Annotated in this window: 19 protein-coding genes; 11 read left to right on the top strand and 8 right to left on the bottom strand. The window is 72.6% G+C overall.

The window, feature by feature from the left end; translation table 11 throughout:
• Positions 1–145 precede the first annotated feature (145 nt).
• Positions 146–1,174 carry a TerC family protein gene (locus tag ABZ842_RS18735; protein ID WP_361537802.1) on the top strand — a complete coding sequence of 343 codons (1,029 nt, stop codon included), beginning with the start codon at positions 146–148 and terminating at the stop codon, positions 1,172–1,174.
• A 150-nt stretch (positions 1,175–1,324) separates the two neighbouring features.
• Here the strand turns inward: ABZ842_RS18735 and ABZ842_RS18730 are convergent, their stop codons facing one another.
• Genes ABZ842_RS18730 through ABZ842_RS18715 form a run of 4 tightly spaced genes read right to left on the bottom strand, consistent with a single transcriptional unit; the run spans position 1,325 to position 5,094 of the window.
• Positions 1,325–2,563 (bottom strand): ABC transporter permease, encoded by a 1,239-nt coding sequence (locus tag ABZ842_RS18730; protein WP_361537801.1) that lies wholly within the window; start codon positions 2,561–2,563, stop codon positions 1,325–1,327.
• A 53-nt stretch (positions 2,564–2,616) separates the two neighbouring features.
• Positions 2,617–3,309 (bottom strand): ABC transporter ATP-binding protein, encoded by a 693-nt coding sequence (locus ABZ842_RS18725; RefSeq protein ID WP_361537800.1) that lies wholly within the window; start codon positions 3,307–3,309, stop codon positions 2,617–2,619.
• Positions 3,306–4,496 carry a peptidoglycan-binding domain-containing protein gene (locus tag ABZ842_RS18720; RefSeq protein WP_361537799.1) on the bottom strand — a complete coding sequence of 397 codons (1,191 nt, stop codon included), beginning with the start codon at positions 4,494–4,496 and terminating at the stop codon, positions 3,306–3,308. Before ABZ842_RS18720 ends, ABZ842_RS18725 begins: the two co-directional genes overlap by 4 nt.
• Positions 4,489–5,094, bottom strand: a complete 606-nt coding sequence (locus ABZ842_RS18715) for a hypothetical protein (RefSeq protein ID WP_361537798.1) — start codon at positions 5,092–5,094, stop codon at positions 4,489–4,491. The genes ABZ842_RS18720 and ABZ842_RS18715 overlap by 8 nt, the downstream gene beginning before the upstream one ends.
• A gap of 564 nt (positions 5,095–5,658) precedes the next feature.
• On the opposite strand from ABZ842_RS18715, the gene ABZ842_RS18710 reads away from it, so the two are divergent.
• A complete protein-coding gene (locus ABZ842_RS18710; RefSeq protein ID WP_361537797.1) occupies positions 5,659–6,315 on the top strand; it encodes a response regulator transcription factor in 657 nt (218 codons plus the stop codon).
• On the top strand, positions 6,312–7,619 hold the full coding sequence (locus ABZ842_RS18705) for a HAMP domain-containing sensor histidine kinase (protein WP_361537796.1): 1,308 nt from the start codon (positions 6,312–6,314) through the stop codon (positions 7,617–7,619). The genes ABZ842_RS18710 and ABZ842_RS18705 overlap by 4 nt, the downstream gene beginning before the upstream one ends.
• Positions 7,620–7,622: 3 nt before the next feature.
• Here the strand turns inward: ABZ842_RS18705 and ABZ842_RS18700 are convergent, their stop codons facing one another.
• Together ABZ842_RS18700 and ABZ842_RS18695 are read right to left on the bottom strand one after the other, a co-directional pair.
• Complete coding sequence (locus tag ABZ842_RS18700) at positions 7,623–8,279, bottom strand: MBL fold metallo-hydrolase (RefSeq protein WP_361537795.1); 657 nt, start codon at positions 8,277–8,279, stop codon at positions 7,623–7,625.
• Between the two features lie 44 nt (positions 8,280–8,323).
• A complete protein-coding gene (locus ABZ842_RS18695) occupies positions 8,324–9,031 on the bottom strand; it encodes a maleylpyruvate isomerase family mycothiol-dependent enzyme (protein ID WP_361537794.1) in 708 nt (235 codons plus the stop codon).
• Between the two features lie 254 nt (positions 9,032–9,285).
• Between ABZ842_RS18695 and uvrA the strand changes: the two genes are divergently transcribed.
• Positions 9,286–12,285 (top strand): excinuclease ABC subunit UvrA, encoded by a 3,000-nt coding sequence (uvrA, locus tag ABZ842_RS18690; protein ID WP_361537793.1) that lies wholly within the window; start codon positions 9,286–9,288, stop codon positions 12,283–12,285.
• 470 nt (positions 12,286–12,755) lie between these two features.
• On the opposite strand, the gene ABZ842_RS18685 is transcribed toward uvrA, so the two are convergent.
• Positions 12,756–13,649: a carbohydrate kinase gene (locus tag ABZ842_RS18685; RefSeq protein ID WP_361537792.1), complete on the bottom strand. Its 894-nt coding sequence runs from the start codon at positions 13,647–13,649 to the stop codon at positions 12,756–12,758.
• A gap of 197 nt (positions 13,650–13,846) precedes the next feature.
• On the opposite strand from ABZ842_RS18685, the gene ABZ842_RS18680 reads away from it, so the two are divergent.
• Positions 13,847–14,287 (top strand): Rieske (2Fe-2S) protein, encoded by a 441-nt coding sequence (locus ABZ842_RS18680; protein WP_361537791.1) that lies wholly within the window; start codon positions 13,847–13,849, stop codon positions 14,285–14,287.
• 49 nt (positions 14,288–14,336) lie between these two features.
• Here the strand turns inward: ABZ842_RS18680 and ABZ842_RS18675 are convergent, their stop codons facing one another.
• Positions 14,337–15,260 carry a hypothetical protein gene (locus ABZ842_RS18675; protein ID WP_361537790.1) on the bottom strand — a complete coding sequence of 308 codons (924 nt, stop codon included), beginning with the start codon at positions 15,258–15,260 and terminating at the stop codon, positions 14,337–14,339.
• A gap of 352 nt (positions 15,261–15,612) precedes the next feature.
• Here ABZ842_RS18675 and ABZ842_RS18670 point away from each other — a divergent pair, with 352 nt between their 5' ends.
• The 6 genes from ABZ842_RS18670 to whiA all read left to right on the top strand — a co-directional run bounded on the left by ABZ842_RS18670 (position 15,613) and on the right by whiA (position 22,440).
• Complete coding sequence (locus tag ABZ842_RS18670; protein ID WP_361537789.1) at positions 15,613–16,251, top strand: papain-like cysteine protease family protein; 639 nt, start codon at positions 15,613–15,615, stop codon at positions 16,249–16,251.
• Between the two features lie 5 nt (positions 16,252–16,256).
• On the top strand, positions 16,257–17,177 hold the full coding sequence (locus ABZ842_RS18665) for a hypothetical protein (protein ID WP_361537788.1): 921 nt from the start codon (positions 16,257–16,259) through the stop codon (positions 17,175–17,177).
• 259 nt (positions 17,178–17,436) lie between these two features.
• Entirely contained in the window at positions 17,437–19,461 is a 2,025-nt protein-coding gene (uvrC, locus tag ABZ842_RS18660) for an excinuclease ABC subunit UvrC (protein ID WP_361537787.1), read from the top strand.
• Positions 19,458–20,396 (top strand): RNase adapter RapZ, encoded by a 939-nt coding sequence (gene rapZ / locus ABZ842_RS18655; protein WP_361537786.1) that lies wholly within the window; start codon positions 19,458–19,460, stop codon positions 20,394–20,396. Before uvrC ends, rapZ begins: the two co-directional genes overlap by 4 nt.
• On the top strand, positions 20,393–21,460 hold the full coding sequence (yvcK, locus tag ABZ842_RS18650) for a uridine diphosphate-N-acetylglucosamine-binding protein YvcK (protein WP_361537785.1): 1,068 nt from the start codon (positions 20,393–20,395) through the stop codon (positions 21,458–21,460). Before rapZ ends, yvcK begins: the two co-directional genes overlap by 4 nt.
• Entirely contained in the window at positions 21,451–22,440 is a 990-nt protein-coding gene (whiA, locus tag ABZ842_RS18645) for a DNA-binding protein WhiA (RefSeq protein WP_361537784.1), read from the top strand. Before yvcK ends, whiA begins: the two co-directional genes overlap by 10 nt.
• Positions 22,441–22,561: the final 121 nt, after the last annotated feature.

The following is a 22,561-nucleotide window of genomic DNA, read 5'->3' as shown; positions in this document are numbered from 1 at the left end:
GAGGGGAGTACTCCCGGTCTGCGGCGTACCCGTCAGTACGGACTTAGGTCCCGGGGCGCCGGCCCGCAGTGGCGAAGCCACTCGGGTGGAGGAGACCTCCGGCAGCGACGACGCTGAACCATAGCCGTACGACGCCGGAGGCGCAGTGGACGTTTCATTGTCTTTGTGGGTACTGACCATCCTCGGTCTGTCCGCCCTGATCGCGGTCGACTTCTTCATCGGGCGCAAGCCCCATGACGTGTCGATCAAGGAAGCCGGAATCTGGACCATCGTCTGGATCGTGCTGGCGGTGCTCTTCGGCATCGGCCTGGCGATCTGGGGCACGAGCCAGGCGTCCGGAGAGTTCTTCGCCGGCTTCATCACCGAGAAGTCGCTGAGCGTCGACAACCTCTTCGTCTTCGTCCTGATCATGGCGAAGTTCTCGGTGCCCTCCCACCTCCAGCAGCGCGTGCTGCTGATCGGCGTGCTGATCGCGCTGGTGCTGCGGGCCATCTTCATCGCCGCGGGCGCCGCGATCATCTCCAGCTTCGCCTGGGTCTTCTACATCTTCGGTGCGTTCCTGATCTACACCGCCTGGAAGCTCATCCAGGAGGCGCGCGCCGGTGAAGAGGAAGAGGACATCGAGGACAACCGCCTCCTGAAGTCCGTCCAGAAGAGGTTCGGCGTCGCGGACCAGTACCACGGCACCAAGCTCTTCATCCAGCAGAACGGCAAGCGCATCCTGACCCCGCTGATGGTGGTCATGCTCGCCATCGGCACCACCGACGTGCTGTTCGCGCTGGACTCGATCCCGGCGATCTTCGGCCTGACCCAGGACCCGTACATCGTCTTCACGGCCAACGCGTTCGCCCTGATGGGTCTGCGCCAGCTGTACTTCCTCATCGGCGGACTGCTGAAGAAGCTGGTCCACCTCAGCTACGGCCTCTCCGTGATCCTCGGCTTCATCGGCGTCAAGCTGGTGCTGCACGCGCTCCACGAGAGCGGAGTGAGCGTCCCGGAGATCTCCATCGGGTTCTCGCTCTCCGTCATCTGCGGCGTGCTGGTCATCACCACGATCACCAGCCTCATCGCGTCGAAGAAGCAGGCCCAGCGGGAGGCCGCCGCGGTCACCGGCTCCGGCGACGACGGCTCGGACGGCTCCGGCAAGTCCGAGAAGGACAGCGTCGACGCGTAACGCCTCGACACCGGCTCGCCCCTCGGGCGACCGAACCGCACAGGTGGGTGCGGCGGCCCTGCGGCCGTCGCACCCACCTGTCGCACGTCGGGCCCGTCCCCAGCGCGGGCCCGACGCGCTCCCGGGCGGACCGGACTCCGAAGGCACGACCTAGTGCGCGGTCAGCGCCTCGGTCGGCGAAAGCCGCGCCGCCCGTAGCGCCGGATACAGCCCCGCCAGCGCGCCGATGACGAGCGTCGCGCCGACCCCGCCGGCGACCGCCCACACCGGCACCACCGACGGCCAGCCCTGATAGACGGCGTAACCGCCGGTCACCGCAGCCCCCAGCACCGCCCCGCCGACCCCGCCGAGCGCGGAGAGCAGCAGGGACTCGGCGAGGAACTGGTTGCGGATCTGCCCCCGGGTGGCCCCCAGCGAGCGCCGCAGCCCGACCTCGGCCCGCCGTTCCAGCACCGAGATGACCATGGTGTTGGCCACCCCGACCCCGCCGACCAGCAGCGCGACCGCCCCCAGGCCCAGCAGCAGGCCCGTGAACGCCTCGCCCGCGGCCTGCTGCGCGGCCAGCGCGTCGGACGGCCGGGACACGTCGACCTCGTTGGGCGCCTTCGGGTTCGCCGTCGTCCCCAGCACCGCCCGCACGTCCTCCACGGACGACTCGTCGGACCGGGTGTACAGGACCGTCGCATGGCCGTCGAACCCCAGCTCGGAGGCTGCCGCAGGCCAGCCCACCAGCGCCGCGGTGTCCAGCTCGGGGGCGAGCGGAGCCGGTTCGAGGACCCCGACCACCGTGAACATGCGGTGCCCGATCAGCACCCGGGTGCCCGGTTCGATCCGTCCGATGCCCAGCCGCCGGGCCGCCGACGCCCCGAGGACGGTCGCCGGGTACCGGCCCGTGGACGCGTGCAGCCAGACCCCGCTGCGCAACTCGGCGCCGACCGTCTTCAGCAGGTCGGTCCGGGCGGCGTACGCGGCCAGGCCGTTCGTCTCCACCTTCGGGATCTTCCCGTTCCGGTACACCGCGGTGTCCGGGACCTTGCCGATCGCCGACACCGCGCTCACCGGCCCGATCCGGTCGACCATCGATTCCGCTTCCAGCGGCAGCTGGGCGGCCTCGCCGGCGAAGGTGGAGCCCGGTGAGACCGTCAGCACGTTGGTGCCCAGGGCGCGCAGCGTACGGTCCAGATCGGCGCGTGAGGACGACGAGACGCCCACCACCGCCACCATCGCGGCGATGCCGATGGCGATGCCCAGCGCGGACAGGAAGGCGCGCAGCGGACGCGTCCGCAGGCCCACCGCGCCGACCCGGAGCACGTCGGGGAGCCCCATCCGGGCCGGCCGCAGCGCGCGGGCGGCGGCGCGGTTCCGGCGCCGTTGCCTCAACCCCCTCATCCGGCCTCCCTTCGTTCGCCCTTCCTCCGCCGGCGGCGCCAGTACGTCGGAGGTCATCGGCGTACCTCCGTCGTCCCGGCGCCGGTCCGTACGTCCGCCACCACCAGCCCGTCGCGCATCCGCACCTGCCTGGGCAGGGACGCCGCGATCTCCCGGTCGTGGGTGATGACCAGTACGGTCGTACCGCCCTCGTGCAGCTCCCGCAGCAGCCGCATCACCCCGTCGCCAGAGGCGGAGTCCAGGGCTCCGGTCGGCTCGTCAGCGAGAAGCAGCGCCGGGTTCCCGGCGACCGCGCGGGCGATCGCCACCCGCTGCTTCTCGCCCCCGGACAGCTCGTTCGGCTCGTGGTCCACCCGGTGCCCGAGCCCGACCCGCTCCAGCGCGGCAGCCGCCCGCCGACGCCGCTCGGCGCGCCGCAGCCCGCAGTACAGGAGGCCGTCGGCCACGTTGTCCAGGGCCGTGGTGCCGGCCGCCAGGTGGAACTGCTGGAACACAAAGCCGATCCGGCTCGCCCGCAGCGCCGAAAGACCGGTGTCCGAGAGCGCGGCCACGTCGTACCCGTCGATCCGCACCCCTCCGCGCGTCGGGCGGTCCAGCGTGCCCAGCACGTGCAGCATGGTGGACTTGCCGGAGCCGGACGGGCCGACGATCCCGACCAGCTCGCCCGCGGCGACGTGCAGGGACACCCCGCCGAGCGCGGCCACCCCGCCCGCGTACACCTTGGTCACGTCCGTCAGCGAGATCACTCGGGCATCCCCACGCTCGTGCCCTCGGCGATCCCCTGCCCGGAGACCTCCACCCGGCCCTGGGCGAACAGCCCTGCCTTGACCGGGACGTACGAGCTGGTGCCGGCCTTGACGACCTCGACCCCGAACCCGCCCTCGGCCAGCGCCAACAGCGCCGCGACCGGGACCGTCAGCACGTCCTTGCGGGTCTCGGCGACGAAGTCGACGTCGACCGCGGCCATCACGTACGCGTCGGCCGCCTTCTGCGCCTTCGCCCCCTGCAACGTCACGATGACCTCGACCTTCGTCGACGCCTCCTGGTCCTGCCCGGTCGCCGGCTGGATGACGGTGGAGACCTCGTCGATCCGGCCCTGGGCCCGGGAGTCGTCGGGGAGGGTGACGTCGACGGTCGCGCCCTTCTTCGCCAGCCGCAGACCGTCGGCTTCGAGTTCGACGGTGACGGCCTTGGCGGTGCCGGTGTACGACAGGACCTTGCCGCCCGGTTGGAGGCCGCCTCCCTTCTCGGCCTCCAACGCGTCCACCCGCACCTCGCCGGGGGCGAACACCACCCGCCCCAACTCCACGGTGCCGGTCTCCGCCAGGCCCAGGTCCTCCTGCCACGCGCGCACGGCGTCGGCGGTGGCGTCGGTGAACTCGTCGTCGACCGTGAAGCCGCGATGGCCGAGCGCGTGCAGATTGCTCTCCAACTGGCGTACGTCCGCGCCTTCGACGCCCGTCCTCAGCGCCCGGTACGCGGGCAGGGACCCGTACATCAGCGTCACCGGCGCGTCGTCGACGGCGTACAGGGGCTTGCCGCGGCCGACGCGGTCGCCGGCCTTCGGCAGCGCGGTGACCGTGCCGCCTAGCCTGCTGGTGACGTCGGTCGTGGCGCCGTACCCCAACTCGCCGTCCGCGGTCTCCACGTCCCGCAGGTCCTGCCGCGTCACCTTGTCCGTGCTCGGGGGCCGTTCGTCGCGCGCCGCGTCCTTCGACGAACCGTCGTCGGCGACGAGGTCCAGCGCGGTCACGGCGCCCGCACCGAGCACGGCGAGCACGGCGAGCGCGACGGCCGTCCGCCTTCCGCGGCCCCTGCGGCGCCGTGCTCCGCGCCCGGGCGGCGCCGTCAGGTCGACGGCGGCGTCCGCGGCCGTCGGCGGTCCTTCCTGTACACCGCCCCCGGCCTGCGGTTCTCCGGCCGGCTCAGCCATCGAGCTTGCCCCCCTCGGGCGTCGGCAGGGCGTTCTTGCACGTCTCCTCGGCCTTCTTGAAGTTCGGGTTCTGACCCTGCTCCGGGCCGATCTTGATGCCGCCGCCGGGGGCCGGGTCGGGGAAGTCCTCCACGCCGTTCTCCCGCATGCACTTGGCGTACTTGCGCATGTTCTCCACGGCTTTCTCGTCGACCTTGCCCCGGCCGTCGCCCTGCGGCAGGTGCTCGGCGCACGCCTTCTGGGCCTTGTCCATCTTGTCCTTGGGGACCCCTTCGCCCTTGAGGGTCAGCCGGCCGTCCTGCGGGTCCTCCATGGCGATGCCGTTCTCCCGCATGCACTGGGCGAACTTCATCGCCCCCTCCTTGCGATCCGGCTCCTTGCTGGAGTCGCCGCCTGACGCACCGCCTGAGGAGCCGCCCTCCTTAGAGTCACGGGCGGCGCCGCTCTCGGCGGACGCCACGTCCTTCCCGTCGTCGCCGGAGCCACACCCGGTCAGGACCAGGGCCAGGCCCAGGGGGAGGGCGACGAGGGCCGTCGCGGCGCGGGCGCGTGGTGAACGGCGTCCCGTGCGGGGGGATGTACGGGGGGATATGCGCATGGTCTTCTCCTCGGACTGCGCGTGGAGTTGGGGGCCGGTCGGATCCGGCGGCTTCGAGGAGCGATGGAACGCGGGCGGTCGTTTCCCCGCGGTTTCCGTGGGGCGGGCGGGATGCTGGCTGCGCGTGGGGGCGCGCCCTGCCGTTATCGCGTAGGTCGCGCCCCTGCGCCGGGAGACGTAGCCGCGGCTTCCCTGCGGATGCGTTTGTCTCTGCGGCCCGGTGGTGGGCTTGTCGCGCAGTTCTGCCCCCTACGCCCAGGGGCGTGGGGGGACCCCCAGCGCCCCCAAGACCGCGCCGTTTTCCTGCGGGAGCCATGACCACTGCGGCCCGGTGGTGGGCTGTTCGCGCAGTTCCGCCCCCCACGCCCTTCGGGCGTGGGGGGCGGAACTGCGCGAGCAACCACGTATGGCCCGCAGAGACCAACGCTCCCGCAGGGAAACGGCGCGCCGGGGGACTGCGCGAGCAGCCACCCCGTCGGAGCGGGAGTCGGGGGCTTCCTAACGTTGGGGAAACGCCGGGGTGGACACCATGTGGTTCGGACACGGGACGAAGGAAGGCTTCCGATGCGGGTGTTGGTGGTGGAGGACGAGCCGAAGCTCGCCGACGCGATCGCCGAGTGGCTGCGCGGCGAGACGCACGCGGTCGACGTGGTCCACGACGGCGCCGCCGCGATCGAGCGCATCGGGGTGAACGACTACGACGTCGTCGTCCTCGACCGCGACCTGCCGGCCGTGCACGGCGACGACGTCTGCCGGCACGTGGGGGAGTGCGGTGCCGAGGCCCGCGTCCTGATGCTCACCGCCGCCGCCGAGGTCGCCGACCGCGTCGACGGCCTCGGGCTGGGTGCCGACGACTACCTCACCAAGCCCTTCGCCTTCGCCGAACTCGCCGCCCGGGTCCAGGCGCTGGGCCGGCGCGCCCGCCCGGCCGCCCCGCCCGTGCTGCGGCGCGCCGGCATCACCCTGGACCCGGCCCGCCGCGAGGTCTTCCGGGACGGCCGGTACGTACCGCTGTCGCGCAAGGAGTTCGCCGTACTGGCCGAACTGCTGCGCGCCGACGGGGCGGCGGTCTCCGCGGAACAGCTCCTGGAGAAGGCGTGGGACGAACACGCGGACCCGTTCACGGGCGCGGTCCGGCTCGCGGTCCTCAAGCTGCGGCGAAAGCTCGGGGAGCCGGCGGTCGTGGAGACGGTGACGGGAGCGGGGTACCGGATCGCATGACGCCCGCCTCAGCCGTCGGCAGTCCGGCACCGTCCCGTCGAGCCCGCCTGCGGCGGCCACGGCCGCTCGGCTTCCTGACGGAGAAGCTGCCCCTGCGCGCCCGGCTCACCCTGATCTACGCGAGCCTGTTCATGGTCGCCGGAGTGGTGCTGCTCGGCGCCACCTACGTCCTCTTCGAGAAGCAGGTCAACGGCGGCGGCATGCTCATCGAGAAGCGGGTGGCCCCCGGAGCTTCGGACGCGCCCGGCCAGCCGGGGCCCGCGTCCAGCCCACCGGACGCGGTGATCGAAGGCGGGGACGCCCAGGTCCCCGGCGGCGCCGAGCTGACGAAGCGCAGCCGCCAGGAGTTGAACGAGGCCGCCGCCACCAGCCTGCTCAGCCAGGGCGGCCTCGTGCTGGTGGTGGTCGGCGGCGCGGCGGCCGGCTTCGGCTGGCTCGTCGCCGGACGGGTCCTCGCGCCGCTGCGCCAGGTCACCGAGACCGCCCGACGGATAGCGGCGGCGCCGGCGGCCGGCCGCGGCCTGCACGAACGCATCGCCCTCGAAGGCCCCCAGGACGAGGTCAAGGTGTTGGCGGACACCTTCGACACGATGGTCGAACGGCTCGACCGCTCCTTCGACGGCCAACGGCGCTTCGTGGCCAACGCCTCCCACGAACTGCGCACCCCGCTCACCCTCGGCCGGGCACTCGTCGAGATGGCCATGCACCGCAAGCAGGCGTCCGACGACGTCAAGCGGCTCGGCGAGGACCTGTTGGAGATCAACATCCGGCACGAGCGCCTGATCAGCGGGCTCCTGCTGCTCGCCGACTCGGAGAACGAGGTCGTCGACCGGCTGCCGGTCGACCTCGCGGACGTCGTCGCGCACGTCGTCGCCCAGACCGCTCCGGAGGCGGCACAGGCCGGCGTCACCGTCCACGAGGACGCCGCGGAGGCACCGACGACCGGCAACGCGCTGCTGCTCGAACGGCTGGTGCACAACCTCGTGGAGAACGGCATCCGGCACAACCGCGGCGCCGGCGGCCGGCTGACGGTCGCCAGCCGCACCGCCCACGACGGCAGCGCCGAGGTCGAGGTCGCCAACACCGGCCCCGCGGTGACGCCGTTCGACGTACCGAGGCTCTTCGAACCCTTCCAGCGCCTGGGCAAGGACCGGGTGATCAGCGTCAAGGGCGCCGGGCTCGGGCTCTCGATCGTCCGCGCCGTGGCACGGGCGCACGGGGGCGCCGTCGACGCCCGGCCGCGCGAGGGCGGTGGGCTCGTGGTCACCGTCAGGCTCCCGGCCGCCCCACAGGAAGGTTTCTAGCTCCTACCAGCCGCGGGCGCGCCACTCCGGCAGGTGCGGGCGCTCGGCGCCCAGCGTGGTGTCCTTGCCGTGCCCCGGATACACCCAGGTCTCGTCCGGCAGCACGGCGAACAGCTTCGCTTCCACGTCGCCGATGAGGCTGGCGAAGGCCGCCGGGTCCTGGTGGGTGTTGCCCACCCCGCCGGGGAAGAGGCAGTCCCCGGTGAAGAGGTGCGGATGGCCGTGCGGATCGTCGTACACCAGGGCGATCGAGCCGGGCGTGTGTCCCACCAGGTGCCGCGCGGTCAGCTCGACGCGACCGACCCGGATCGCGTCCCCGTCCTCGACCGGAACGTCGGTCGGGACGGGGATGCCCTCCGCGTCGTACCGCCCCGCGTACGTCCGGGCGCCGGTGGCCGCCACGACCTCGGCGAGCGCCTGCCAGTGGTCGCCGTGGCGGTGGGTGGTGACCACAGCCGCGATCGAGTCCGCACCGATCAGCTGCACCAGGGTCGGGGCGTCGTTCGCCGCGTCGATCAGCAGCTGCTCGCCGGTGGCCCGGCAGCGCAGCAGATAGCTGTTGTTGTCCATCGGCCCCACCGCGACCTTGGAGATCATCAGGTCCGTCAGCTCGTGCACGTCCGCCGGCCCGCCGACCTTCACCACTCCGCTGTACGTCATGGTGCGAGCCTATAGCGACCCACTGACAGCGGGGCCGACGGCGGCTACAGCGGCGGCAGTACGGGAACCGGGACCGCGTCCGCGGCGCCGGCCGTCGTCGCCGTCAGGCCCTCGCCGCGGCGGCGCCCGGCGAGCCAGCCCACCAGCGCGGGCAGCGGACCGGTGACGGTCACCTGCTCGCCCTGCGCGGCGCCGGTCGACCACGCGGCGTCCGACCCGGTCGCCACGGCGCGCAGCGGCGGGACGCCGTCTGCGCCGGTGAATCGGTCGCTGAGGAAGGCGGCCTCCCGCAGCAGGAAGTCCTGCGGCAGGTCCTCCAGCTCGTATCCCGCGTCCAGGTCGACGTGGTGGAGCTGCACCTCGACCAGGCGCCGGAAGGGGATCCGGGCGGCCCGGTCGGTGACGCCGTTGCGCAGGTGGACCGTGCGCTCCCAGTCCCCGGGGAGCGAGGCCACCGCGTGCAGCCGCGCCGCGCTGTCGCGCACGTCGGCGATCTGCACGTCCAGCGGTCGACCGGCGTCCCGCTCGATGTCGGCGTCCCGCGTCTCGGCGCTCGCGTACATCGGCCGGCCCTCGAAAACGTTCACGAGGGCGTCGGCGTTCCGGGCGAGGTGGGCCAGTACGTGCCCCCTGGACCAGCCCGGAAGCCGTGACGGTCCGGCGAGTGCCGCGTTGTCCAGGGCGTCGGTGGCGGAGAGCAGCCGTTCGGTGGCCTCCCGTACGGATGCCAGGTCGCGTAGTGGATCGATCATGGCTCGACCCTAGTCCGGCCACACGATCGGGTGAAGGTGTCGACCGATGGCCGTAAATCGAATGCACGTGCTATAGCCTGGGGCGAGGCATCCTTGGTTGTCGGGCATTCAACAGACACTGGCGCCGACGGGCTCAGCCGGCCCCGGTGACCAGGCCCCATGGATCGGCGCTCCCCGTAGGCTGGAAAGGTCTGGGCCGGGGGCCGGTGCCTGACGATTCCGACCAGACCACTCAAGAAAGGTGCGGACCCGGCGTGGCCGACCGTCTCATCGTTCGTGGCGCTCGCGAGCACAATCTGAAGAACGTCTCGCTCGACCTCCCCCGTGACGCGCTCATCGTCTTCACGGGCCTCTCGGGGTCGGGCAAGTCCTCGCTCGCCTTCGACACGATCTTCGCCGAGGGCCAGCGCCGCTATGTGGAGTCCCTGTCGTCCTACGCGCGCCAGTTCCTGGGGCAGATGGACAAACCGGACGTCGACTTCATCGAGGGCCTGTCCCCGGCGGTCTCCATCGACCAGAAGTCCACCTCCCGCAACCCCCGCTCGACGGTCGGCACGATCACCGAGGTGTACGACTACCTCCGGCTGCTCTTCGCCCGCATCGGCAAACCGCACTGCCCCGAGTGCCGCCGGCCCATCTCCCGGCAGTCGCCGCAAGCCATCGTGGACAAGGTCCTGGAGCTGCCCGAGGGCAGCCGGTTCCAGGTGCTGTCGCCCCTGGTGCGCGAGCGCAAGGGCGAGTTCGTCGACCTCTTCGCCGACCTCCAGACCAAGGGATACAGCCGCGCCCGGGTCGACGGTCAGACGATCCAGCTCGCCGAGCCGCCCAAGCTGAAGAAGCAGGAGAAGCACACCATCGAGGTGGTCGTGGACCGCCTCACGGTCAAGGACAGCGCGAAGCGGCGGCTGACGGACTCCGTGGAGACCGCACTCGGGCTCTCCGGCGGCATGGTCGTGCTCGACTTCGTCGACCTCCCCGAGGACGACCCCGAGCGCGAGCGGATGTACTCGGAGCACCTGTACTGCCCGTACGACGACCTCTCCTTCGAGGAGCTGGAGCCCCGCTCCTTCTCCTTCAACTCCCCCTTCGGCGCCTGCCCCGACTGCACCGGCATCGGCACCCGCATGGAGGTGGACCCCGAGCTCCTCGTCCCGGACGAGGAGAAGTCCCTGGACGAGGGCGCGATCCACCCCTGGTCGCACGGCCACACCAAGGAGTACTTCGGCCGGCTGATCGGCGGGCTCTCCCAGGCGCTGGGCTTCCGCACCGACATCGCCTTCGCCGGGCTGCCCCAGCGCGCCAAGAAGGCCCTGCTCAACGGGCACAAGACGCAGATCGAGGTGCGCTACCGCAATCGGTACGGCCGGGAGCGGGCGTACACCACGCCCGCCTTCGAGGGCGCCGTCCAGTTCGTCCGGCGGCGGTACCAGGAGGCCGAGAGCGACTCCAGCAGGGAGCGCTTCGAGGGCTACATGCGCGAGGTCCCCTGCCCCACCTGCGAGGGGACCCGCCTCAAGCCGGTCGTTCTCGCCGTCACGGTGATGGACCGCTCCATCGCCGAGATCTCCGCGATGTCGATCAGCGAGTGCGCCGAGTTCCTCGGCCGCCTCACGCTGGACGCCCGGGACAAGAAGATCGCGGAGCGGGTCCTCAAGGAGGTCAACGAGCGGCTGCGCTTCCTCGTCGACGTCGGTCTGGACTACCTCTCGCTGAACCGCGCCGCCGGCACCCTCTCCGGCGGTGAGGCCCAGCGCATCCGGCTCGCCACCCAGATCGGCTCCGGCCTCGTCGGCGTGCTCTACGTGCTGGACGAGCCGTCCATCGGTCTGCACCAGCGGGACAACCACCGGCTGATCGAGACCCTGGTCCGGCTGCGCGACATGGGCAACACCCTGATCGTCGTCGAGCACGACGAGGACACGATCAAGGTCGCCGACTGGGTGGTGGACATCGGCCCCGGCGCCGGCGAGCACGGCGGCAAGGTCGTCCACTCCGGCACCTTGAAGGAGTTGCTGGGCAACAAGGAGTCGATGACCGGCCAGTACCTCTCCGGGAAGAAGGCGATCGCCACCCCGGAGATCCGTCGGCCGATGGACCCGGGCCGCCGGATCACCGTGCGCGGCGCCCGGGAGAACAACCTCAAGGACATCGACGTCTCCTTCCCGCTCGGCGTGCTCACCGCGGTCACGGGCGTCTCGGGGTCCGGCAAGTCCACCCTGGTCAACGACATCCTCTACACGCACCTGGCGCGCGAGCTGAACGGCGCGAAGTCGGTCCCCGGCCGGCACACCCGGGTCGAGGGCGACGACCTCGTCGACAAGGTCGTGCACGTCGACCAGTCGCCCATCGGCCGCACCCCGCGGTCGAACCCGGCGACGTACACCGGCGTCTTCGACAACATCCGCAAGCTCTTCGCCGAGACGATGGAGGCCAAGGTCCGGGGCTACCAGCCCGGTCGCTTCTCCTTCAACGTCAAGGGCGGACGCTGCGAGAACTGCTCCGGCGACGGCACCATCAAGATCGAGATGAACTTCCTGCCGGACGTGTACGTCCCGTGCGAGGTCTGCCACGGAGCGCGCTACAACCGCGAGACGCTCGACGTGCACTACAAGGGCAAGTCGATCGCCGAAGTCCTGGACATGCCGATCGAGGAGGCCCTGGGCTTCTTCGAGGCCGTCCCCACCATCGCCCGACACCTGAAGACCCTGCACGAGGTCGGGCTGGGGTACGTCCGGCTGGGGCAGCCCGCGCCCACCCTCTCCGGCGGCGAGGCCCAGCGCGTCAAGCTCGCCTCCGAGCTGCAGAAGCGCTCCACCGGGCGCACGGTGTACGTGCTCGACGAGCCCACCACCGGGCTGCACTTCGAGGACATCAGCAAGCTGATCACGGTCCTGTCCGGCCTGGTCGACAAGGGCAACACGGTCATCGTCATCGAGCACAACCTCGATGTGATCAAGACCGCGGACTGGGTCGTCGACATGGGCCCCGAAGGGGGCAACGGCGGCGGCATCGTGGTGGCCGAGGGCTCCCCGGAGGAGGTCGCCGGGGTGCCGACCAGCCACACCGGCAAGTTCCTGCGGGACATCCTGGACCCGGAGCGGCTGAGCGACGCGGCGGTGCCGAGGGCGCGGTCCGCGGCGAAGCGGACGGCGACGAGGAAGCCGGCCGCGAAGAAGGCCGTCGCGAAGAAGGCGGTCGCGAAGAAGACCGCGGCCCCGGCCAAGAAGGCGGCGACCCGCGCCCGCAAGGCGTAGCCGCGCCTGGCCGTCTCTCGGTACGGGCCACGTTCGCCCGTACCGAGAGCCCGGCGCCGGGCACGCCCCCGCCGGGCACGCCCCCACCGGGGCGGCGCGGACGGTTCGGTCCCCTCGGCCCCGTGCTCCGCGCGCAATGGCTGCTGCCTTGGCGGACGGGTAGCGTCGTGCGGCTGACCGCGTCGTTGCGTCTGCAGCCCGGTGGGTGGCTTGTCGCGCAGTTCCCCGCGCCCCTAAAAGCGCCCTACCGGGCGCTTCACGGGGCACCCCAGAGCACTGAAACCCCTGCCCGCAGGTGAACGACAAGGTCAGCGAAACAGGGGCGCGGGGAACTGCGCGACAAGCCCACCACCGGGCTGTGGTCGCCGAGGTCGCTTGATGACCACGGTGCTCGTGCGCCTGCTGAGGCAACGGCATTGCCGCGGACGACGTCGCCGCAGACCCGGCAGGAGTGCCGCGTCCGCCCGGTGCTACGTCAGCTCGTAGGCGTACGGGGGCTCCGCGCCCGCGCGGGAGCAGGTGGTGGCGGCGGCGCGGGACGCGAAGTCCAGGACCGCGCGCCAGCCGTCCGCGTCCAGCGCGGCCATTGCGTCGGCCGACAGGGCGTCCCGGGCGGCCAGGCCGTGCAGCAGGGCCGCGTTCACCGTGTCGCCCGCGCCGATGGTGTCCACGACGTCCACCGCCGTCGCCGGGACCGACACCTCCGTACCACCGCGGGTACGGACCGTCATCCCGGCCGCACCCCTGGTCAGCACCACCGCAGCCGGCCCCTCGGGCACCCCGCCGAGCCACCGCGCGTCGTCCTCCGAGAGCTTCAGCAGCCGCACGTACGGCAGCCAGGAGGCGAAGCGCCTGCGGTACGCGGCCGGGTCGGGGACCAGCGGCCCCCGGACGTTCGGGTCCAGCAGGGTGCACCGGCCGAGACCGGCCTCGCGCAGCAGCAGCCGCTCGTACGCGCTCGCGCCCGGCTCCAGGACCAGCGAGCAGGTGCCGAACGCCACCGCGCGGGTGTCCGCGGGCAGCGGCGGCGGCAGCTCGAACAGCCGGTCGGCGGTGCCCTGCGCGTAGAAGCCGTAGCCCGCCGAGCCGTCCGCGCCGACGGAGGCGACCGCCAGCGTCGTCGGCTCCGGCCCGCGGGCCACCAGCGCCGTGTCCACCCCGGCCGCCCGCAGCCCGGCGATGAGCGCCGTGCCGAAGGCGTCCGTCGAGATCCGGGAGCAGAACGCGGTCCGGGAGCCGAGCCGCCCCAGCGCCACGGCCGTGTTGTACGGCCCGCCGCCCGGCAGCGGGGCGAGCGGCGCCAGCGGCCCGCCGGCACCCTGCGGCACCAGGTCGATCAAGGCTTCTCCGGCCACGACGATCATGGCCCGAACGTAGCCCATGGACCCCGCAGGGCGGGAGGGAGCCCGAGCGCGGGCGCCCGGATCCGCGCCGGTATCGTCGGGTCCGTCACCAGGGCGTGCCCGATCCGTCGGGCGCGCTCCGGCACCGGGCCGCCTCCGCGCCGCCCGGCCCGTGCGCCCAGCCGCACCCGATACGACCCCTGAACCGTGGAGCTCTTATGTCCGGCCACTCCCCAGCCGCCCGCCGCACCGTGCTGAAGGGCGCGGCCCTCGCCGGGGCCGCGGGGCTGGGCGTCGCCGCCTGCTCCACCGAGTCGAAGCTGGGGCACGCGGAGAACCCGACCCCGACCGAGCCGGTCGACCTCGGCGCGGCGGACGCCGTGCCCGTCGGCGGGGCCCGGCTCTACAAGGAGAAGCGCCTGGTGGTGAGCTGCCCCGCGAAGGGCGAGTACCGGGCGTTCAGCGCCCAGTGCACGCACGCAGGCTGTGCGCTCGACAAGGTCGAGGGCACCGAGGGCAACTGCCCCTGCCACGGCAGCCGCTTCGACGTCACCACCGGCAAGGCCCTGAACGGCCCGGCGACGGTGCCGCTGCCCGAGGTCCCGGTGACCGTCCGGGACGGCAAGCTCATCGCCGGCCCGGACGCCAAGAAGAGCTGAGGCACCCAAAGGCGCCGACGAGGGCTGGAGCGCACGGCAGGGGGCCGGCTCACTCCCAGTCCCAGTCGATGCCGAGTATCCCCGGCCGGACCCCCTGCTCGACCAGGTGGACCGTGCGGTGCCGGCCGCTCAGCGTCAGGTCCGTCCGCACGCCCCGCGGAGCGCCCGTGGTCGCCTGGGCGAACCTGCGGCACCGCACCGGCAGTGCGCCCTCGTCGAAGCGCACCTGAAGGACGTACTGCCCGCCCGCGTAGGTGAAGCCGCGCACGTACTCGGCGCTCGGGCCGCCGGTGCCGTCGTCGAAGCCGTACCCGAAGAAGTAGGTGTCACCGGCGCGCAGCCGGGTGTCGAAGAGCAGTTCGGCGACGACCACCCCGCTCTCGCGGTGCCAGCGGACCCGTCCCGTACGACAGTTCTCCAGGGCGCTGACCCGCACCCGCGCCGGATCGCAGCCCTGGTCGCCGTGGTGGATCGCCAGGTAGCGGTCGACCCCGTCCCGATGGGCGCGCACCACGTGCTGGGAGTCCCGGCCCAGCAGTTCGCGGCCGGCGCCGATGTGCACCCGCTCGTGGTGGCCCACCGTGTGCAGCCCGCCGTCCGCGGGGGTCTCCAGGTCCGCGAGGAGCGCCTCCACCGTGCCCGAGACCTCGACCAGGGAGCGGAAGGAGCGCGAGGGCGGACGCTCCACCTCGGACGGATCGCCGGCCCCGAGCAGCCGGGTGAGGGAGTTCCCGGGCAGCTCCAACACCTCCTCCAGGGCGCGCACGGCCCGCAGCGACTCGGGCCGCTGCGGACGGCGGGCGCCCTGCTGCCAGTAACTGAGGCTGGTGACCCCCACTTTGATGCCCCGGTGCGCCAGGTGGTGCTGGACGCGCTGGAGCGGCAGCCCGCGGACCGCGAGGGCCGCGCGCAGCGCCAGGTGGAACGGGCCGGTGTGCAACACCTGCGCCAGATCGGCCTCGGTGTGACCCATGGGGACCTCCAACGGCAACTTTCGAGCTGTGGGCCCGGCGCCCGGGCGGTGACCGCAGCGGCAACGGCGCCGGATCAGTACTGGTACTGGGTGCGCGCACATCCGTACAGGGCCTGCACACGACCTGCACGCAACGGGGGTGAACGTTCACGGCGGGACCGGCCCGCCGGCGCCGGCCCCCACAGCGCCCCAGGTGGGGCGGCTCGGGGCCGTTCACTTCCGGGACGGCGCGTTCACAGCGCCGTTCCCCCGGCATTGAACCGTGTTGACCTGCTCGCGACAAGGATTGATGCTCAACGAGCAGCGTCCGGACGCGCTCCTCCACCCCCACCATCCCTCTGGGAGGATCGCGATGCGCAAGACCACGAGACGGCTCGCCGCGGCGGCGGCCGTCGTCGCCGCAACACTCACCCTGCCCCTGTCGACCGCTTCCCCCGCCTCGGCGACGGCCGCGGCCCTCGACGGCCGTACGTCCGCGGCCCAGCCCGTCGGCTCCGACCGTGCGGCGCTGGCTTCGAAGCGGCTCGACCTCACCATGCAGGCCCAGTTGAAGACCAACTGGTGCTGGGCGGCGGCCGGCAACACCATCGCCGCGTACTACGGGCGCAACTACTCGCAGAACCAGTTCTGCAACGCGGCCTTCAACCGACCGCAGAGCGGTCAGTGCCCCAACTCGCAGGCCACCCTCGCCAACGTGCAGACCGGGCTGCGCTGGGCGGGTATCAACCCCGGTACGTACATAGGCGACTGGCTGCGGTACTCGGCGGTCCAGAGCGAGATCAACGCCAACCGTCCGGTCGAGACCCGCATCCAGTGGTCCAGCGGCGGCGGCCACATGCATGTCATCTACGGTTATGACACCGCCAACAGCTGGGTCTACTGGGGCGATCCCTGGCAGACGAGTTCACGCTACAACTGGGCCTCGCACGCCTGGTACGTGAACAACAACTCGTTCTCCTGGACCCACTCGCTGTACCGGATCGGAGCGTGAGAGCGATGAAGCGGACCCCTGACTCCGCGCGGACGACGGCGACCCCGCGTCCCGGCGGCACGACCCGGTCGGCCGCCACCGCAGCCGCCGTCGCCTGCCTCGCGCTCGGCGCCCTGGGCGCCGCCACCGGCACGGCCCAGGCCGCCACCACGGCCGAACCCGCGCCGGTGACCGCCACCGCGGCCGACGTGACGGCGGCCCGTGCGGCGGCCACCGCCCCCGACACCCTGGACACCCTCTCCCGCTTCTTCGCGCGGGACGGGGTGGTGGCCCGCTCGGCGGCCCAGCCGCGGGCCGAGGGCGCGACCGTCCCCGTGCTCACCCTGTCCCCGGACTTCGTGGCCAAGAAGGCCGGCGCACCGGTGGCCCGCACCGAGTTCCTGGCCACGCCGGCCGTCTCCGCGGACGGCCAGAAGGCATCCGTGTGGACCGCGCGCAGCGGCCCCGACTGGCAGGTGATCAACATCGCCACCGGCGACGACGAGTTCCGCTACACCCGGGCGGGAGCGGCGAAGCTGCCCGGCGGGACCGTCTTCCGCGAGCCGCAGACGGACGCCTGGTACGTCACCAAGGGCAGCAAGGTGCTGCCGCTGGACGAGGACGCCACCAAGGCGATCGGCGCCCGCGGCACCACGCTCGCCGCCTACCAGGACCGGGTCACCGCCGCGTACGGCGACAAGCTGCCCGGCTCCGGCTACGCCAAGAAGGGCATGGCGGGCGGCTACGACGCGGCGGCGCCCGCCGTGACGTCCGCGGCCGACGGCGAGGCGAAGGCGGGGCCGGTCGAACGGGCCGACCGCGCGTCGGCGAACGGGGGCTCCGCGGTGACCGCGGCCTCCGCCGCCGCGGGTGCCGGGGCGGTCACGGTGCTCGCCCTCACCGGCGTCGCGGCCCTGCGCCGCCGCCGGAGCGCGCACCGGGCCTGACCGCCCGAACGGCGCGCCTGCCCGGGACCCCCGCCCGGGCGCCGCGCCCCTCCGGAAGCAGGCCCCCGGCCGGGGGGTACAGGGGCCTGCCCGGAGCCGGCCCGACGCCTTGCACGAGGGCGGCGGGCCGGTGTGCCGCGGCCCGGGGCCGGCCCCGCTCGCACGGGCCGGCCCCGGGCCCTCGCGCGTGCCCGCGCCGCCCGGCCGCTGCCGCCCGCTCCCGGCCCGCTCTGTCGGTCCCCGCAAGTAGGGTGGCGGTATGGCCGACCCCTCCAGCTACCGCCCCAAGCCGGGAGAGATCCCCGACTCGCCGGGGGTCTACAAGTTCCGCGACGAACACCGCCGGGTGATCTACGTCGGCAAGGCCAAGAGCCTGCGCTCCCGCCTCGCCAACTACTTCCAGGACGTGGCCAATCTCCACCCGCGGACCGCCACGATGGTCACCACGGCGGCGTCCGTGGAGTGGACCGTGGTGTCCACCGAGGTCGAGGCGCTCCAGCTGGAGTACTCCTGGATCAAGGAGTTCGACCCCCGGTTCAACGTCAAGTACCGCGACGACAAGAGCTATCCGTACCTCGCGGTCACGCTGAACGAGGAGTTCCCCCGCGTCCAGGTCATGCGCGGGGCCAAGCGCAAGGGCGTGCGCTACTTCGGCCCGTACGGCCACGCGTGGGCCATCCGCGAGACGGTCGACCTGATGCTGCGCGTCTTCCCCGTCCGCACCTGCTCCGCCGGCGTGTTCAAGAACCACCGGCAAAAGGGCCGCCCCTGCCTGCTGGGGTACATCGGCAAGTGCTCCGCGCCCTGCGTCGGCCGCGTCACCCCCGAGGAGCACCGCGAACTGGCCGAGGACTTCTGCGACTTCATGGCCGGCCGCACCGGCACGTACCTGCGCCGGCTGGAGAAGGAGATGACGGCCGCCGCGGAGGAGATGGAGTACGAGCGCGCGGCCCGGCTGCGCGACGACATAACGGCGCTGCGCCGCGCCCTGGAGAAGAACGCCGTCGTACTCGCCGACGCGACCGACGCCGACCTGATCGCCGTCGCCGAGGACGAGCTGGAGGCCGCCGTCCAGATCTTCCACGTCCGCGGCGGACGCGTGCGCGGCCAGCGCGGCTGGGTCACCGACAAGGTCGAGGCCGTCGACACCGCCGGCCTCGTCGAACACGCGCTCCAGCAGCTGTACGGCGAGGAGCGCGGCGACTCCGTGCCCAAGGAGGTCCTGGTCCCCGCCCTGCCCGTCAATCCGGACGCGGTCGGCCAGTGGCTCGCCGAGCGGCGCGGCTCCCACGTCTCCCTGCGCGTACCGCAGCGCGGCGACAAGAAGGCCCTGATGGAGACGGTCGCGCGCAACGCCCAGCAGGCCCTCGCCCTGCACAAGACCAAGCGCGCCAGCGACCTCACCACCCGCTCCCGCGCCCTGGAGGAGATCGCCGAGGCCCTGGACCTGGACTCGGCGCCGCTGCGGATCGAGTGCTTCGACGTCTCCCACCTCCAGGGCCAGGACGTCGTCGCCTCCATGGTCGTCTTCGAGGACGGCCTGCCCCGCAAGAGCGAGTACCGGCGCTTCCAGATCAAGGGCTTCGAGGGGCAGGACGACGTCCGCTCCATGCACGAGGTCATCGGCCGCCGCTTCCGCCGCTACCTCGCCGAGAAGGACAAGACGGGCGAGTGGATCGGCGCCGACGACCCGGCGCAGGCCCCTGCCGACGCCGCCCCGGGCGGCGATGCGGGCGATTCGGGCCGCGACGAGGACGGCCGGCCCAAGAGGTTCGCGTACCCGCCGCAGCTCGTGGTGGTCGACGGCGGCGCGCCCCAGGTCGCCGCCGCCCAGCGCGCCCTGGACGAACTCGGCATCGACGACGTCGCCGTCTGCGGCCTCGCCAAGCGGCTGGAGGAGGTCTGGCTGCCCGGCGACGACGACCCGGTGGTCCTGCCGCGCTCCAGCGAGGGCCTCTACCTGCTCCAGCGCATCCGAGATACCGCCCACGACTTCGCCATCCGCTACCAGCGCTCCAAGCGCACCAAACGGATCCGCACCAGCCCCCTCGACGACGTCCCCGGCCTCGGTGAGACGCGGAAACAAGCGCTCATCAAGCATTTCGGCTCGGTCAAGCGCCTGAAAGGCGCCACAATCGAGCAGATCTGCGAGGTACCGGGCATGGGCCGCAAGACAGCCGAGTCCGTGGTCGCGGCCCTCGCCCAGGCGGCACCCGCCGCCCCTGCCGTGAACACGGCAACAGGAGAGATCATGGACGAGAACGACGGGGGAAGTACGAGATGAACGAGCACCACGAAGACGGAGCGGCACACGTGAGTACGGGCACCGGCACCGAGCCCAATGCGGTTGCGGAAGCAGCCATCCCAGAGCTGGTCATCATCTCCGGCATGTCCGGCGCCGGACGCAGCACCGCGGCCAAGTGCCTGGAGGACCTGGGGTGGTTCGTCGTCGACAACCTCCCGCCGGCACTGATCCCCACCATGGTCGAACTCGGCGCGCGCTCCCAGGGCAACGTCGCCCGGATCGCCGTCGTCGTCGACGTCCGGGGCCGCCGCTTCTTCGACAACCTGCGCGAATCCCTCGCCGACCTGGACGCCAAGCAGGTCACCCGACGGATCGTGTTCCTGGAGTCCTCCGACGAGGCCCTGGTCCGCCGCTTCGAGTCGGTCCGCCGGCCGCACCCCCTCCAGGGCGACGGCCGCATCGTCGACGGCATCGCCGCCGAGCGGGACCTGCTGCGCGAGCTGCGCGGCGACGCGGACCTGGTCATCGACACCTCCAGCCTGAACGTCCACGAGCTGCGCGCCAAGATGGACGCCCAGTTCGCCGGCGACGAGGAGCCCGAGCTGCGGGCCACCGTGATGTCCTTCGGCTTCAAGTACGGCCTGCCGGTGGACGCCGACCTCGTCGTGGACATGCGCTTCCTGCCCAATCCGCACTGGGTCCCCGAGCTGCGCCCCTTCACCGGCCTGAACGAGGAGGTGTCGAACTACGTCTACAACCAGCCCGGCGCCAAGGAGTTCCTGGACCGCTACACGGAGCTGCTGCAGATGATCGCCGCCGGCTACCGACGTGAGGGAAAGCGGTACGTCACCATCGCCGTCGGCTGTACGGGCGGCAAGCACCGCTCCGTCGCCACCGCCGAGAAGCTGGCCGCCCGGCTCTCCTCCGCCGGGATCGAGACCGTCGTCGTCCACCGGGACATGGGGCGCGAGTGACCGGACAGCCCCCGCGCCTGCGACGGCCCCGCCGCTCCAGCCGCATCCCCACCCTGCGCAAGCGCGGGGCACAGCCCAAGGTCGTCGCCCTCGGCGGCGGCCGGGGGCTGTCGGCCTCCCTCGCGGCCCTGCGCCGCATCACGGGAGACCTCACCGCCGTCGTCACCGTGGCCGACGACGGCGGCTCCAGCGGGCGGCTGCGCGAGGAGCTGGGCGTCCTGCCGCCCGGTGACCTGCGCAAGGCCCTGGCCGCCCTGTGCGGGGACGACGAGTGGGGCCAGACCTGGTCCCGGGTCATCCAGCACCGCTTCCACTCCCAGGGCGACCTGCACAACCACGCCGTCGGCAACGTCCTCATCGTGGCCCTCTGGGAGCAGCTCGGCGACCACGTCCAGGCCCTGGACCTGGTCGGCCGGCTGCTCGGCGCGCACGGCCGGGTGCTGCCGATGTCGGCCGTGCCGCTGGAGCTCCAGGCCCTGGTGCGCGGCCACGACCCGGCGCGCCCGGACGAGCTGGAGACCGTACGGGGCCAGGCCACGGTCGCGCTGACGCCCGGCGAGGTGCAGTCCGTGCACCTCGTACCGCACGGCCCGCCCGCCGTGCCCGAGGCCGTGGCCGCCGTCCTTGACGCCGACTGGGTGGTTCTCGGCCCGGGCTCCTGGTTCTCCTCCGTGATCCCGCACCTACTGGTCCCGGAACTGCTGGACGCCCTGGTGGAGACCAAGGCCCGCCGGGTCCTCTCGCTCAACCTCGCCCCCCAACCCGGCGAAACAGATGGGTTCTCACCGCAGCGTCATTTGGAGGTTTTGGGACGACACGCGCCTAAACTCACCCTGGACGTGGTGCTGGCCGACGAGGCCGCCGTGCCCGACCGCGAACTGCTCGTCGACGCCGCCAAGCGCCTCGGGGCCGCGGTCGAGCTGGCCCCCGTGGCCGTCGCCGGCAAGACCTCCGCCGAGGGCGAAGGCGCCGGGGGAGGGGTTCCGAAGCACGACCCGGAGCTACTGGCCGCCGCGTACGACCGTATTTTTCGGATGCATGGAAGGATCGGCCCATGGCGATGACGGCAGCGGTGAAGGACGAGATCTCCCGGCTTCCCGTCACCCGGACCTGCTGCAGGAAGGCGGAGGTCTCGGCGATCCTGCGGTTCGCGGGCGGGTTGCACCTGGTGAGCGGGCGCATCGTGATCGAGGCCGAGCTGGACACGGGCATCGCCGCGCGCCGGCTCAAGCGGGACATCCTGGAGATCTTCGGCCACGGCTCCGAGCTGATGGTGATGGCCCCCGGCGGGCTGCGGCGCGGCTCGCGGTACGTGGTCCGGGTGGTCGCCGGCGGCGACCAGCTCGCCCGACAGACCGGACTGGTGGACGGGCGCGGCCGGCCCATCCGCGGACTGCCGCCCCAGGTAGTCTCCGGCGCCACGTGCGACGCCGAGGCGGCGTGGCGCGGCGCCTTCCTGGCCCACGGCTCGCTGACCGAGCCGGGCCGCTCCTCCTCCCTGGAGGTCACCTGCCCCGGCCCCGAGGCCGCCCTCGCGCTCGTCGGCGCGGCCCGTCGGCTCTCCATCGCCGCCAAGGCGCGCGAGGTGCGCGGCGTGGACCGGGTCGTCGTCCGCGACGGCGACGCCATCGGCGCCCTGCTCACCCGGCTCGGCGCGCACGAGTCGGTGCTGGCCTGGGAGGAGCGGCGGATGCGCCGCGAGGTCCGGGCCACCGCCAACCGCCTCGCCAACTTCGACGACGCCAACCTGCGCCGCTCGGCGCGGGCGGCCGTCGCCGCGGGCGCCCGGGTGCAGCGCGCCCTGGAGATCCTCGGCGACGAGGTCCCCGAGCACCTCGCCGCGGCCGGCCGGCTGCGGATGGAGCACAAGCAGGCGTCGCTGGAGGAGCTGGGGGCGCTCGCGGACCCGCCGCTGACGAAGGACGCGGTCGCCGGCCGCATCCGGCGCCTGCTCGCCATGGCGGACAAGCGCGCCCAGGACCTGGGCATCCCCGGGACGGAGGCCAACCTCACCGAGGAGATGGCCGAGGGCCTGGTGGGCTGAGCCCACCCCGTACGCCGGAGGGCCTCGGCCCTCCGGGACCCTCTTTCGCCGCTGGTCGTATTGACATGCGCACGGGCCGTGAACAGTCTGACTCCCGTTCACCTTCCGGCACGTATCACGT

Source organism: Streptomyces sp. NPDC047315 (assembly GCF_040643215.1).
Taxonomy (GTDB): Bacteria; Actinomycetota; Actinomycetes; order Streptomycetales; family Streptomycetaceae; genus Streptomyces.
Note: the sequence above shows the minus strand (reverse complement) of the source record. Positions and strands in the feature narration are given on the sequence as shown.